Raw genomic sequence first — 14,620 nt, forward strand, 5'->3', positions numbered from 1 at the left:
GAAATATAGTGATTGCTATCGAATCACTAGCATAGCCCGGCCACCAATAATCATCGGTATTAATACTACATGACTATGATTGATAATTATTTTTTAATTATTAATATACTATATTTTGAAGTGCGGAATATGGGTTTTATCTTCCCAGAACATATTTTCCAATCGATGGAGTTAACCCCAGCAGCTTGCACGCGGATCAGCACTTCGCCCTCACTTGGTTCAGGACGTAGAGCATTTTCATAGGTAATAATTTCTGGACTACCATAAGAATGAATATGCACTGCTTTCATTGTCGTCATCATGAATCTCCTCTTCACGTAATAAATTGTGCTGCGTTGACTTGTGCCAAGTAGTTGGCACAAGTCAACGCAGAAGTCAAAACTTACTTACCTTGAAACATTTTCGATCTTGAATTAGATTTGAGTAGGTAGTCGGACAGAATTAATTACACAATGTCACTGCGAATATAGAGTCTCGTAGAGAAGCGTAATGTAGGTTAAGCTTTCTCTACGAAACGCTCTGCGTAGCTTGCTTCTCCAAAGCACTACGCAATTACTGTAAATATTTTTGTTCATTTATTTATAGTTTTCACTTTCAAAAAGCTTTTGACCAGATAAGATCCTGATGTTAGGAAAAAATTTTAGTAGATCGAAAATTTTTTCAGAAGCCTTATCATCTCTTCGTTTTCCCTTGTGAATACCATCTGCTGAAATCACTTTCTAATCTATCTTTCAAGCACCTCTGTTCTAGATGGACTTAAGAGCTTACGCTTGTGGTAGTGATGGAAAATGCCAATAATATCGCCTGAAACCCTTATGATTTAGTCAACTTTTAAAACTTTTCGATCTACTGAATTTAACTGTTCTTTATTGAGCAATTCATACAATGGGTGATTTTATTAAGAAAATTTAGCATAATCTATGTAATGAAGAGCCAATTTTATAAGTTTATTCTTAATTTCATTAAGTTTATTCTTAATTTATCTTTCTTAGGTTGTCAAAATTTTCTAAATAATATATAAACATAAAAACATGACTTCTATATTACCAGATACTGTTGGTAGAGTATTTGGCAATTCTCCTTTGAAAACATTAGTGATAGGTTAAGATGAAATTAGTTTTGTCAATAGTAGTTAAACTGCGAATTAACGCGGAGCGTGGGTATGGAATTAAATATTGTACAGACTTGATCCGGGTCAAAATGAGTGATGCTTTTTTGATGACGCGTAGCCGTAGCCAGCCGTAAGCATCGCTAACCCCAAAAGTGTGTTTTCTACCCCGGTTCCAAGCAAATTTTAAGCACCATTACTTACTTAAGAAATTGTTTATAACCTTAATATGTCAAGGATGTTCGGAAACACTTAATGATTGCGGCTATATCTTTAGAGCAACTTTTTCAAAAGTAGTTTTAGTATAATTTGTGAGTTTGTGTTCAAAAAAAATAATGAGGAAACTGTAGTTGTCAAAGGAGCTATACCGAAAACTTTAAAGCTCCAATTTAAGGTTACTTGTGTACAGAAAGAGTTGCAAATGAGTGAAGCATTGGAGAATTTAATTAGGCAATGGATACAAGCAGATGCGCCTATTAATGAATTAGCTGTAGATTTGTTTAACGAAGACTATGAAGATGTTAAAGCATATATCCCGAAATCTTTAAAGCGTCAATTAAAATTGCTTTGCGCTCAGAAACGAATCACCATACGTTCTATTTTATATGTACTTATCAAACAATGGGTAGAAGTGGGGCAAGCATCCCCAAGGCTATTTGATTCTAAATCTAGACGTAATATCACATACTGAGAGATATAATGTAACAAATACTTTTTCTACTGAAGGTTTATCAAGCTACGAGCGATCGCCTTCTCAATCAAGTTCAAGAAGGTGGTTATATTATTTAATCTACAACAGCAATTGTGGACATACCATTTTACTTGGAATGAAGATGCTACAAAAATTGTTGGAATTATATCTGTAGGAAGAGCAACAATTTTGGCTTTAAAAATGAATCGCCTGCAATTGATTCGTGTGCCGATGCCGAAAATGTGGTTAAAAATGGGTAAGACATAACTTCCCTTATTAATCAAATGTTAAACTGGAAAAAATCACGATCGCAAATCCTGCTAATGTATGCACTATTGGGAGCGATCGCACTGGTGATGCTCTTTCCTTTACTGTGGCTAATTAGCACAGCCTTAAAATCGCCTACGGAAAATATTTTTCAGTCGCCGCCACAGTTATTGCCCAGTGAACCGACACTAAATAACTTTTTTAGTGTGTGGAACTCTCTACCTTTTGGACAATACCTGTATAACAGTACTTTGGTATCAGTGCTGACTGTTGGCTTAAATCTGCTGTTTTGCGCTTTAGCTGCCTATCCATTGGCAAGATTGTCATTTGTGGGGCGAGATTGGATTTTTGTAGCGATCGTCTCCACGATTATGATTCCTTTCCAAATCGTGATGATTCCCCTCTATATTTTGACAGTCCAGTTGGGTTTGAGAAATAGTTATTTAGGGATAATTTTTCCTAGTTTAGCTTCTGCCTTCGGTATTTTTCTGTTGCGGCAAGCTTTTATGAGTGTCCCCAAAGAGATAGAAGAAGCCGCCCGGATGGATGGTAGTTCGGAGTTAGGTTTGTGGTGGCATGTGATGTTACCAGCAATTCGCCCAGCCCTGGTAACTTTAGCTATTTTCGTTTTTATTGGTGCTTGGAGTGACTTTTTATGGCCTTTAATTGTTATCCAAGACGAGAATTTATACACTCTCCCCTTGGGAGTCGCAAAGCTAGCAGGAACATTTTCCCTTGACTGGCGGTTGGTAGCTGCTGGCTCAGTGATTGCGATCGCTCCAGTATTATTACTATTTCTGTTTTTACAACGTTATATTGTACCAACGGAAACTGGTAGCGGAGTGAAGGGTTAAATCAAGTGCAAGTGGCTACAATTTAATAAGCACCAGTCTTGCGAAATACTACCCAGATAGTTTTAACAATCAGACTCAGGTCGTAAGTTACAGACCACTTGCGTTGATAATCTATATCCATCTTGACAATAGTTTCAAAGTCTGTAATGCTAGAGCGACCATTAGCCTGCCATTCTCCGGTAATGCCTGGTTTGACTCGCAATCTATCCCAGTGATGAGGATCGTAATGCGTGACTTCATCAGGAGTAGGTGGACGAGTCCCAACTAAACTCATATCCCCGAGCAGAACATTCCAAAATTGGGGAAATTCGTCCAAGCTAGTACGCCGCAAAAATTTACCCACACGAGTAATGCGAGGATCGTCAACAGATTTAAAGATGTGACCTTTGGCTTGGTTTTTGACCAAATGCTTGAGTTTATCGGCATCGACGATCATAGAACGGAATTTCCATATACGGAAGGTTTTTCCGTTCAAACCACAGCGAATTTGGGAATAAAATATTGGACTTGGATCATGAACAAAGGTAGCAATTGCTACGGGAATTAATACTACAAGTGTAATAAGCAGCCCTACAATGGCTCCAACAATGTCAATTAATCGTTTTGCCACGCTTACAGTTGACGGGTGTGACAGCTGTTGCGAGCAATTAGCTGAATAAAGATAAAGATGATTCACAAGGGCTAACTTATCTACAACAGGGCTTTTTGTATCAGTAGTGTAGACACATACATGATTTTATGCGACTTTTACTACTTTTGTGACTTCTACTGAGTGCTAACATACACAAAAATCAAGCAAGATAAAAACTGAAAACCCAAAGTTTACAGAATCTTTCAATTAAGGTGGGGGATTATAAATTTTCAGTATTTTTTAGTAAAATAAAAATAATAGTGATATAATTATAATGCGAATTTTAAAGGGATTAGGACTTACGCACTGTACAAATTTATTATCTTGTGCATCAACGAAAATACGTCGTTTCAGGCTTTTATCAATTATCCTTCGATAAATAGCGTAGGCGTAGCCCGCCGCAGGCATCGCCTGAAAAGTGCCGAAAAATCAAGGTTTAATGCCTGAAATCCATATCTAATATTTAGTTTTCCCTGTCAATGCGTAAGTACAAGGAACATAATCTTTGAGCTTGTGCCATGTTTTCAAAGATTTGGTCTTGATATAAATTAAGAGTAAAATTACGAGCGATCGCAAAAATCTGGTGATTTGTCTTTTACAAGTTTTTGCAACATAACCCCTGAACGAGAGCCACTTAGTACAAGTGGGGGACTCAAACCCATGTTCCCCTCTATTCCACGGCAGGGGGAAGAGGTCATTTCCCCCTTCCCCCTGCTTCTTCGTTGACGGTTGAGTTTCGACTAAGTAGCCTAGCGTAGTGCTCTGAGAGTAACAGACCGTTGTAACTGAGCTAAAGCACGGTTGTAATCCAAAATTGCTGTGACTCGATTACCTTCAGCTCTTGTCAGGTCGTTTTCAGAGTTAATGACATCAGTTTGAGTGCCTACACCAGCTTGGAATCGTAAACGGGCTAAACGTAAAGCTTCCCTAGCTTGTTCTAAAGCGGTATTAGCGGTTTGAACATTTTCCAAATTAGCTTGCTGAGTAGAAAAAGATTGTTCTACCTGAAAGCGAATTTGGTTGCGCTGTTCAGCAAATTGAGTTTCTGCGATCGCAATATTAACTTTTGACTGAGCTGCCCTTGCTCTTGCTGCTCCCCCATCATACAAATTTAGGGTTGCTTGAACTCCGACTGAATAACCATCAGTAACGCTGATACTATCATCGAATTGGTCTAGTAGGTCGTAGTTGGCTACAAAACTAACTTGAGGGCCTAGCTCCGCAAGGGCTTGGCGTCGCTGCTGTTCGCTGATATTGCGTTGTGCTAACTGCTGTTGCAATTCTGGACGGTTTTGAAAAGCTAGCAGAATACTTTGTTCTAGCGTCTGGTTCCAGAGACCAGCCAATTGCACAGGGTCAGCCGCACTGATATTTACCGCCTGCGGTAAACTCAATCGAGTTGCTAAACGGCGACGAGCAATTTGCTGCTGGGATATAGCATTAGTCAGGTCTTGTTGGGCATTTGCTAAATTCACCTGCGATCGTAGCACATCGAACCGCGTACCAACCCCAGCTCGCTCTAAAGCTTCTGCATCACGCAAACTAGCCTCGGAATTTTGCACAGCAGACTGGGCAATGCGTACTTGTTCATCTGCTTGTTGCAGGTTGTAGTACTCAGTGGCAACATTCAGGCGGATTTCCTCAGACTGAGTTTCTACAGCCAACTCATTGACACGTATCTGTTCTCTAGCTGCGTTTCTACGGGCTGTACCTAACCCAGAAGTATACAGGTCATAACGTAATTGCGCCGTAGCACTGAAAGACGTAGATGGTTGATCTGCGTCTTGGTTGTTTCTAAGTGACCGCAAAAGCGGGTCATTGGCTTGCTCTCCCTGAAGCTCGGCAGAAATTTGACCAGAAGCAGACTGTTGACGAGTTATGCCACTGTTGACACTAATACTAGGCAATAAACTAGCTTCTGCCTCGCGTAAGGCATATCGACTGCGTTCTAGTTCTAATAGGGACACCTGTAAATCCCGATTATTACGCCGTGCTAACTCCAGAGCTTGTGCCAAAGTAATTGGCTGATTTTCCTGGAGCGTCACTTCCGCCGGTTTGGTGGGAAATTGCAGAGGATTGGAGTTAGGAATCAGGTTACTCGGAATTTGCACCGAGCCTGAGGTTGCAGGAGTTACGATTCCCGGCACAGTAGAAGGTTGCACCGAATTCTCTGGTGCAGGAATTACGGTTGCTGGTATCGTGGGAGTTGGTGTTGAATCTGTTGGAATTGTGGTATTACTCTGAGCCAGACGCCCAACAGCATTTTGTTGTAAACAGGTGCTTGAGTCCAGTAGCAAAGAAGCCGAGGAGTCAGTTTTGCTTTTCCCCAACTCCTGTGGACACCTGTGCGCTGACAACAGTTTACCTGCTCCTACACCTGTGGCCGAAGTTTGTAAAAATGTCTCTAACTGAGTAACAGTATTTATCTTTTGAACCACTGGCTGCTGTGAAGAAGACAGGGACAAAATTTCTTTCTGGACAGAAGGGGGTTTTGAAGTGTAGTTCGGAACTACTATCCTCTTTAATTTCTGCCAATATGCGCTGGAATTACTCTGTTTTTGGTTACTTTGAGCAAAACGGCTGACATCTAGCTCTTGGGAAGGATTAGAGGTAGATGTCAAACTGAAAAATCTATCTTGATCTTTCTTAAGTACTTGTTTTATTGGCACACCAGTATTTCCAGCCATGAACACCGGAATACTGTTATTACTTAAAGGCTTTGTACTAAGTTTAATGAAACCAAAAGCAGGTACTAGGGTTGAAACACTAGCATCTGCACCATTAGGTAATTGCCTATTAATGATATCCACATCCAAGTCTTGACCATAAGTAGAAGTCAAAACACTAGGAGAAGATCCCATCTGTACCCCAGTTACTTTCACAGTATCAGCCCAAGCAGGCTGAGTTGTTAAGACCGCTGCCGTCACACTAGGTAAGAAGCTATAAAATAATTGCTGTCCTTTCACCGCATCCCCTCACACAAAAATCAATCTAGCGGCAGAAAACCTTTCTTCACCACAGAATATAGCACGATACTAAACTTAGGAAAGAATATACTACGATACTAAATTTAGGGTTCGGAACTCTGTTTGTCTTCAAAACGTCTAACAATGCGAGAAAGTTCCGCCTTTTCATCGATACTAACGCGAGTAGGAGCACCGCTGATAATCCGTTCGTAGTTTCGGAAAGAATCTTTAATATCGAGACCGTCAGCAGTGATATTATACTCACGAATGCCCTTATCATGCCAAGAGCCTCTCATTTTAAATACGTTAATTGCTCGCGACATTTCTCCGCGAATTTCTACGTATTGCAACATGATAATTGTGTCGGTGATCGTTGAAATATGAGAGTCACTAATCGAATGCGCTCCCAGAAATTGGTCGGTTGTGTTGGTAAATAAACCAGTAATTTCTTCTTGTTTAGCATAACCTGTCACACCAATTACAAACTGCCGAAATGCATTATTGCTTACTCCTCTAGCTAATGCTGATAGAGAATCAATGGCGATGCGAGCTGGTTTGAAAACACTAATTTCTGACTTAATAATTTGTAAGTGGTCTTCTAAACCAGTCGATTCGGGATAGGTACAAATTATTTTGAGTAAACCTTGATGTTCTAATTCTTCAAAATCAATTCCCCAAGAGGAAGCATTGCGAGATAGTTGAGCGCGTGATTCTTCATAAGCAAATAATATCGCCTGTTCACCATTGAGGCAGCTATCTTGAATAAACTTACTTACTAACAGGGTTTTGCCAGTACCTGTGGCTCCTGTTGCCAAAATAATTGAATCTTTAAATAAACCACCACCACACATTTCATCTAAGGTTTTGAGACCAGAAGATACCCTGATATTAGAAGAACGTTGAGTTAAACGCATTGCTGCCAGTGGGAAGATATTGACTCCTTCATTGGTAATAGTAAAGGGATACTCTCCTTTCATGTGAGTTGTGCCGCGTAATTTGAGAATTTCAATTGTGCGGCGGCGGCGTTCTCCTTCTAAAACGTTGCGAACAATTACGACATTATCGGAAACAAATTCTTCTACTCCAAAGGAAGCAACTGGCCCATATTCTTCGCTACGTTCAGTGGTAATAATGGTGGTGACACTCAGTAATTTGAGACGTGCTACCAAACGAAAAATCTCGCGCCGCACTACTCCCATCGCCTCATACTGCTGAAATACTGCTGTTATTGAGTCGATTGAAACTCGTCTAGCTTTATATTTACGAATGGCATATTGCAAGCGTTCAATGAGTGCAGAAAGGTCAAAATTACCAATAATATCTTGACCTTCTGGATCGGGAGAGGCATCGAGAATAAACAACTTACCTTCTTCGATGAGGCGTGACAGATTCCACCCAAAAATATAAGCGTTTTTAATAATATCACTGGGTGATTCTTCAAAGGTAACGAATACTCCAGCTTCATCAAAGTAGGTAATGCCGTTATAGAGAAATTGAAGAGATAATAAAGTTTTTCCTGTGCCTGATGTGCCGCTTACCAAAGTAGTTCTACCAACAGGTAAACCACCGTGACTAATATCGTCAAACCCCTCGATCATCGTGCGAATTTTCTCTATACCCCCAATTAACGGTGGTTTCTTTTGTTCTATTGGCTCGTTTTCACTCATTGCTTGATAACAAATGGATATTAAAATAATTCGTAATTCGTAATTCGTAATTCCAAATTTTTATGACTAAATTTTTACTTACTCTTCAAAATCTGCTTCACTCAGTTCTTCGTAGAGCAAATCTAATCCAATCAATACTCTTTCTCTATCTGAAAGATCCCCGATAATTTTGCGAACGGGTGGAGGCAAAATTTTAGCTAATGTTGGCGTAGCCAATATTTTATCTTCTTCGGCTAGTTGTGGGCTTTTTAGCACATCGATCACTTTCAAAGCATAAACACCTTTAAACTCCTGTTCTAAAATGTCTTTGAGGGTTTTTAATGCCCGGACTGAATTAGGGGTGTTCCCTGCTACGTAAAGCTTGAGAACGTAGGTCTTTCTAGCTTTATTCATATACTTTCAGGCTAGTCAGGAGAATATAATTTAATTTATTTAGAACTCGAACATCTATATACTTCGCACAGGTTAGCCAGAATATCTATTAATGTCAGGCGATAATCAAGTAACGTTTCATTGCTCCTTCCTTCTAATTTAAGCTGGTTGGAAAACTCTTCAATTATTTCCATGTGAATTTCTATGATTTGGGGCACAGGAATATTAGCATAAAATATAGTATTTATAAATTTATCAATTCTTCCTTTGAGTGTGTTGTCTGTGGTAAAATAATTTATCAGAATCAGGCTGTAATCTAATCTAAGCTGTTTTAATAATCCTTGCCGTTCTCCTAGAGTCATCTCCTGGAAGTGCTGCTGACTTTTTTGCGTGTGACTGGCAAATACATAGAGATACTTGTCGGTGTATGGCTTACTTTGGTTTTGTTGCAGCCAATTTGGCAAATAATTGAGTTTTCCAGAGGTAGTTGCTGCAACAGGTAAGTAACATAATTGGACAATAATCGCGTCAATAAACTTATATACCCACGCACTTAAACCTTCTGGCTTGGCTAGGTCAGCTAGATTATTTAAACATTTTTTAAAATTAGGTTGCAGAATTAATATCGGTAATAACATCTATTGTTTATATATTTCCTTATCCGCATTAACCAATTAACTTGGGTTAATAAATGTGGCAAACGCTTCTATAATAATACTGGGTGTGCACTAAAGTTGTGATTCCACCCCAAAAGAATCCTCTGTGTGAGTAAGTGGGTGTTAATAATCAAAAGCTTGCTTCAGCCCTTACTACAAGCCAGTTTAATTAAATTTACATTGGATAAAATAGTTTGATTTTTTCTTACCCACTTGTTTAGCAGACAGTTTTAGACACTCAACAGTCTACTGTGGCAACTAAGTGATAAGACTTAGTTGGTATGTGATCATCTATGTGTAGGCATAGCAAGAGACACTAGCTAATTTATTATTTGCATATCATAAATAGGTAGATTTTTTTATTTTGCTCCTTGATTAAGATACTTAAACGAGCTTAAAGGATTGTCGCATTTTAAATCATTATAATTCCTCAAGGTTCTAAAGCGAATCTTTGGGGCCATAATTGTTTTAGCCGTCGCTATCGATGAGGAGTTTAAATACCAGTAAGACACTGGTGAGGTTAATTGCTAGAAATGAGGAGTAGAGAAAGGAAAGGCCACCTCTCGAAAAAATCCAAGGGACACAAGCAGGTGTCCGTGAGGCAAATGCCGTTGTTTGAATGGCGTTGAAATCGTAACTAAAGTTGCTTATATGAGTCTTCTTAAAGGATATGGCTTCAGGCAAAAAGACCATCAGCAGTTGACAGATGGGAATGCCGGAGGTCTCCACGGGAAGAATGACCCCCAAAGCCTTATGTCAATGCTACATTACCCGCTTTATAACTTTCAGGCAACCGTACCTAGCTGCCCCCAAACAAGTACTCTGGCAGTGGTGCTGGAGATTTTTGAGAAAGAGCAGTGCGATCGCTTGGTAGTAGTAAATGAACAGCAATGCCCTATAGGGTTGCTGTATTCTGCCCGTTTAATCCAAAAATTATTAACATATAGTGACGATAAAAATCTAAATTTACAGCGATCGCTCTCTACCTGGGGTCAAGCTCTAATTGAGCCAATACAGACAATATCAGCTTGTGATCGTGTAGAGCAATTTAGCTTGCGCTTAGGGGAGCAAGAAATGCTAAAAAAGCAGAGCTTAGATTGGGCGCTGATTGACTCTGGTGGTCAATATTTGGGGCTGCTAGATAACTCACGCCTGTTGCGATCGCTAGCTAAAGAACGCATGGCTGGGTTACTAAGCTCAGATACGCAGAGGTCGTCTGGTGAGCATCGCCATGAATATGATGCTGATGGGCAAACTTACTCATGGGCGCAGATGCCAAATGAACCCAAGCCATTGGGACACAAGCCACTGATACATCTGCTGGAAAGATTGCCTTGGCCTTTAATGTTGCAAACGGGTACTGGCGAGGTTATAGCACAAAATCCCGCCTGGTGGCAGCAATTAGGAACTTTGAAAGATCCAGAAGGCGTTAGGCAACAGGTGGAGGCAACACTTGCCCCTACCCGCTCCAAAAAACTAGAATATGTTACTCAACGGGCAATCAAAGTTCATCCCAATGGCAGGGAGAATGAGGATAGTGGTGAACAAGAACCGACTCAGCCAGAAGCACCCGTAGAGCCTGTATACAGTCGGTGCTATTTAGATGGTCAGGTGGATACTTGTACCTGCATTGTCCAAGTGCAAAATGGTCAGGAACAAATCTGGCAGTTTGCCAAAATCCCGTTAGATAGTCCTGAGTTTCAAGTCCCCACTCAGCACTCCCCACTCAGCACTGATCTGTGGTTAGTATTAGCTACTGACGTAACTGAGCAGCAGCAGCTTTGCAAAGAACTAGCAGCGAAGAATGCTGATTTAATTCAACTAAATCGGTTAAAAGACGAGTTTTTGGCTTGTATTAGTCATGAACTCAAAACTCCCCTAACTGCCGTTCTGGGATTATCGCGGTTGCTCGTAGATCAGCAGTTGGGAGAACTCAACGAGCGTCAATCTCGTTATGCAGGACTGATCCATCAAAGCGGACGCCACCTGATGAGTGTGGTGAATGATATTTTGGATTTGACCCGCATGGAGACGGGACAAATGGATTTGACGCTGACTTCGGTGAAAATTCGGGCTGTGTGCGATCGCGCCCTATCGGAGGCCAAAGCCATCCACACTCAAACCAGCAAGTCTACAGACACCCCCTCAACTCAAAATACCCGTTTATCTGCTTCCCAATTCAACCTCTCCATTGAACTAGGCTTAGACCAGATGGTGGCAGATGAATTGCGCTTGCGCCAGATGTTGGTACACCTGCTTTCCAACGCCTTTAAATTCACTGAAATATCTGGTGAAATTGGGCTGCGGGTGAGTCGTTGGGAAGGATGGATTGCTTTTACAGTTTGGGATACAGGTATTGGCATTCCAGAACACCAGCAACATTTGATCTTTCAAAAATTCCAACAACTAGAAAATCCCCTCACCCGCCAGTTTGAAGGCACTGGTTTAGGGTTGGTATTAACACGGGCTTTAGCTCGCCTCCACGGAGGAGATGTCAGCTTTTTATCTCGTGAAGATAAAGGAAGCCAGTTTACACTGCTGCTGCCGCCCAGTCCCCCAAAAATAGGCTTTTCTGAGCCAGATATGGGAACCAAAGAAGACGAAAAGACACGAGTTCAACAAACACAGGAAATCCTCGCAGCCGCTCGTCAGCATATCAATACGCCCATACAACATTATCCCGCTAGTTCGCAACGGTTGGTCTTGGTTGTCGAGGCAGTAGGCCGATATATTGAAGATTTGACCGAAAAACTCAAAGGTCTAGGATATCGGGTAATGATTGCGCGATCGGGGACAGAAGCAGTCGAAAAAGCTCGGCGCTTGCAACCAATAGCGATATTTTTGAATCCTTTGCTACCTCTGCTCTCAGGCTGGGATGTGCTAACTTTACTGAAATCTGACACCGCAACTCGTCATATATCTGTAGTTGTGACAGCGACGGCTGCTGAAAAGGAGCAAGCATTTGCTAACCGAGCTGATGGTTTCTTAAGCTTGCCAGTAGAGCATCAGGTCTTAGCACCACTCCTCGAAAAATTATGTACTGCACAAGGAATTCCGCAGCTAGGGTTAGACAACAGCCCAATTATCCCAATTAAGACACCACTGCGAATTCTCCGGTTGGTAAATCCCCAGTTGGAATCAGTTAATCCCCACCCCTCACTTCGAGAACATCGGGTGATTGAAGTAGATGACTTAGATCAGGCAGAACTGTTGGCGCGGGTGTGGCAGTTTGATGTTATTTTACTAGATGTAGAAAGTACTACTGCTCAAACTTACCTGCAACAACTAGTTCAGCACCCACGTTTGGCAGCTATACCACTGGTTACTTGCGATGTTGCAACCACCTTAATAGCTTCTCAGATACCAGAACTGTCTGTATTTCCTTACTTAACCCCATTGGGTACAGACAATAATATGCGTACTGAGAAAACAGATGCCTTGTTATCAGTACTACAAATTGCCTCTGGTGCCTGCTGTCCTCCCAACATCTTAGTAGTAGATTTGACAATGTTGCGTGATTTACCACAGGTAAGACGCAAGCAGGTAAAAGGTTACACTTCAGAAAAGAAAGGCTCAATCAGTAGTGAAACTGCTGAACGCGGAGCTGAGTGGTTCCAAGCTTTAATTCAGTATCTACAAACCGCAGGATTTAAAGCGGCGATGAGTCGCTGTTGGGCAGAAGTGTTACAACAAATTCGTCACCAAAGCGTTGACTTGCTGCTAATTTGCTTAGGAGAATCTGCTATTCACAAAGACGTGCTAAAAGCACTGAAAATATTGGGAGATTCGCCTTTCAAGTTACCACCAATTTTAGTACTCAACCAGCGATTAAATCGCCCGGAAACTATTTCCCAGCCTGGGGTAGCTTCCGAGAAAATTGACAAGCAGAGGAAGAATGCTTTGGAATCGATAGAGACTGTTGTCAGTGCGATCGCTACTCAGATATTACCGCGATCGATATCAATGGAAGACCTCTTAAATCAGATTAATCAAGCTTTAGCTATCAACGGTCAAAATGGTAAATGTTAATGAGGTCATTAGTCATTAGTCATTAGTCATTGGTTATTCACAAAGGACAAATGACTAATGACAATTTAACAGTTTTATGATATATCTATTTTTTCATTTTTCCTTTTCTTAAAAGGAACTCGAATCAAATTATAAGCACCCTTGGTAGATAAACTTTTGTAATCATCTGGCTGTAAGTCCATTTGTAAAAACTTTTTCTGTTCAGCCAACAGCAGCAGTGATGGAGGTTGTAGTCCCTTAGCAGCCTGATTTTGAATATGCTCTACAGCCTCTTTGGTAAATCTTAAATAATTTACGCGGATGTGGCTGTAAAATACTACACTAGGCTTTTTGAAGCCAAGCATGATCAATTCTTCATTTGGTTGTTTTGCTTCCAGGATGACCGCAGACAACTCCCTTAAGGGTAATTGACGTTCTCGATCAATCAAAAATGAAGCAGGACTCAAGACAAAAATTAAAAATGCCACAAACCCCAGCAAATTAATACTGATGCTATAGTCCCAACGACGACTCAGTACTAACGCTCCAACTAAGACGGCACAAACAAGCCAAATCGTACCTCCTATGACTGGTAAACCAGATTGTTGAATTAGTTCGTGCAAGTTAGGTATAGCTGGATCAGTACCTAATATTTGAGTTATGTTAAACAGTCCTGCTGCCAGAAGAGATAAAAAAGCTACGTTCATCCAACCACTTACCCGGAGAAAAGGGGAGGAAACAGGAATTGTTCGCTTTGTTTCTGTATCTTGAAAAAGGTCGCTCCATAACAGTGCCACTAGGATGGCTGCTGCTGGCATTAAAGGCAATACGTAGCTAGGGAGTTTGGTGACAGCAATGCTAAAAAACCCAAAGATACTAGCGAACCAGAACCAGGCAAATAAACCAAATTGCTCGAAGCGTTCAAGAGATCGCCAGTGCGATCGCTGCCAAAACTTTAACCTGACTATTGCCACTGGTAGATATATTGAGTATGGCGCAAAGCCCACCAGCACGATTAAAAAGTAAAAATACCAAGGTGCTGAGTGACCATTAACTACTTCTGTGAAGCGTTCCAGGTTGTGATAACCAAAAAAGGCGTTAATATAATTCCAGCCATTGCGCCAAATGACTAATGCATACCAAGGCACTGATAAACCGATAATTATCAGTATACCGACGAGGAGACGCATTTCCCGCAACACCTCTCGCAGTTTTCCTAAATACAGCAAAAAGGCGGCAACAATTAGCCCTGGTAAAACAATTCCCACTGGCCCTTTAGTCAAAATTGCGCCAGCAATCAACACATAAAAAGCTAAGTACCACTTATTAGGGAATAGGGCATGGGGCATAGTTATTTTCCTTGTCTCGTCTTGTCCCCCTTGTCCCCCTTCCTCCCCACT

Annotated in this window: 11 protein-coding genes; 4 read left to right on the forward strand and 7 right to left on the reverse strand. The window is 41.1% G+C overall.

The features are described from left to right. Window positions 1–86 precede the first annotated feature (86 nt). Complete coding sequence (locus tag F8S12_RS33900) at window positions 87–302, reverse strand: hypothetical protein (protein ID WP_196520643.1); 216 nt, start codon at window positions 300–302, stop codon at window positions 87–89. 1,125 nt (window positions 303–1,427) lie between these two features. Here F8S12_RS33900 and F8S12_RS33905 point away from each other — a divergent pair. The 3 genes from F8S12_RS33905 (at window position 1,428) to F8S12_RS33915 (ending at window position 2,920) form a co-directional block, all read left to right on the forward strand. Next, a complete protein-coding gene (locus tag F8S12_RS33905) occupies window positions 1,428–1,799 on the forward strand; it encodes a hypothetical protein (protein WP_196520644.1) in 372 nt (123 codons plus the stop codon). 81 nt (window positions 1,800–1,880) lie between these two features. Then, on the forward strand, window positions 1,881–2,066 hold the full coding sequence (locus F8S12_RS33910) for a hypothetical protein (protein WP_196520645.1): 186 nt from the start codon (window positions 1,881–1,883) through the stop codon (window positions 2,064–2,066). Between the two features lie 17 nt (window positions 2,067–2,083). Beyond that, complete coding sequence (locus tag F8S12_RS33915) at window positions 2,084–2,920, forward strand: carbohydrate ABC transporter permease (protein WP_196520646.1); 837 nt, start codon at window positions 2,084–2,086, stop codon at window positions 2,918–2,920. Between the two features lie 22 nt (window positions 2,921–2,942). On the opposite strand, the gene F8S12_RS33920 is transcribed toward F8S12_RS33915, so the two are convergent. From F8S12_RS33920 to F8S12_RS33940, 5 genes are all read right to left on the reverse strand, one after another. Further along, window positions 2,943–3,596 carry a sugar transferase gene (locus F8S12_RS33920; protein ID WP_196520647.1) on the reverse strand — a complete coding sequence of 218 codons (654 nt, stop codon included), beginning with the start codon at window positions 3,594–3,596 and terminating at the stop codon, window positions 2,943–2,945. Between the two features lie 704 nt (window positions 3,597–4,300). Then, window positions 4,301–6,517 (reverse strand): TolC family protein, encoded by a 2,217-nt coding sequence (locus F8S12_RS33925; RefSeq protein ID WP_196520648.1) that lies wholly within the window; start codon window positions 6,515–6,517, stop codon window positions 4,301–4,303. A 104-nt stretch (window positions 6,518–6,621) separates the two neighbouring features. Beyond that, window positions 6,622–8,184, reverse strand: a complete 1,563-nt coding sequence (gene kaiC, locus F8S12_RS33930) for a circadian clock protein KaiC (protein WP_196520649.1) — start codon at window positions 8,182–8,184, stop codon at window positions 6,622–6,624. Between the two features lie 78 nt (window positions 8,185–8,262). Continuing rightward, window positions 8,263–8,577, reverse strand: coding sequence for a circadian clock protein KaiB (gene kaiB / locus F8S12_RS33935; RefSeq protein ID WP_196520650.1), 315 nt, complete (start codon window positions 8,575–8,577; stop codon window positions 8,263–8,265). A 35-nt stretch (window positions 8,578–8,612) separates the two neighbouring features. Next, window positions 8,613–9,194 (reverse strand): KaiA family protein, encoded by a 582-nt coding sequence (locus F8S12_RS33940; protein WP_196520651.1) that lies wholly within the window; start codon window positions 9,192–9,194, stop codon window positions 8,613–8,615. A gap of 771 nt (window positions 9,195–9,965) precedes the next feature. On the opposite strand from F8S12_RS33940, the gene F8S12_RS33945 reads away from it, so the two are divergent. Then, window positions 9,966–13,241: an ATP-binding protein gene (locus F8S12_RS33945; RefSeq protein ID WP_196520658.1), complete on the forward strand. Its 3,276-nt coding sequence runs from the start codon at window positions 9,966–9,968 to the stop codon at window positions 13,239–13,241. 74 nt (window positions 13,242–13,315) lie between these two features. On the opposite strand, the gene F8S12_RS33950 is transcribed toward F8S12_RS33945, so the two are convergent. Then, on the reverse strand, window positions 13,316–14,620 hold a 1,305-nt coding region (locus F8S12_RS33950; RefSeq protein WP_196520652.1), incomplete at its 5' end, for a glycosyltransferase.

The organism is Nostoc sp. WHI (genome assembly GCF_015714725.1).
In the GTDB taxonomy this organism is placed as follows: Bacteria; Cyanobacteriota; Cyanobacteriia; order Cyanobacteriales; family Nostocaceae; genus Nostoc.

What these genes read in the sequence shown, in the direction of transcription:
- F8S12_RS33900 (WP_196520643.1), bottom strand. Translation starts at nt 302, where the DNA reads ATGATGACGACAATGAAAGCAGTGCATATTCATTCTTATGGTAGTCCA.
- F8S12_RS33915 (WP_196520646.1), top strand. Translation starts at nt 2,084, where the DNA reads ATGTTAAACTGGAAAAAATCACGATCGCAAATCCTGCTAATGTATGCA.
- kaiC (WP_196520649.1), bottom strand. Translation starts at nt 8,184, where the DNA reads ATGAGTGAAAACGAGCCAATAGAACAAAAGAAACCACCGTTAATTGGG.
- kaiB (WP_196520650.1), bottom strand. Translation starts at nt 8,577, where the DNA reads ATGAATAAAGCTAGAAAGACCTACGTTCTCAAGCTTTACGTAGCAGGG.
- F8S12_RS33940 (WP_196520651.1), bottom strand. Translation starts at nt 9,194, where the DNA reads ATGTTATTACCGATATTAATTCTGCAACCTAATTTTAAAAAATGTTTA.
- F8S12_RS33945 (WP_196520658.1), top strand. Translation starts at nt 9,966, where the DNA reads ATGTCAATGCTACATTACCCGCTTTATAACTTTCAGGCAACCGTACCT.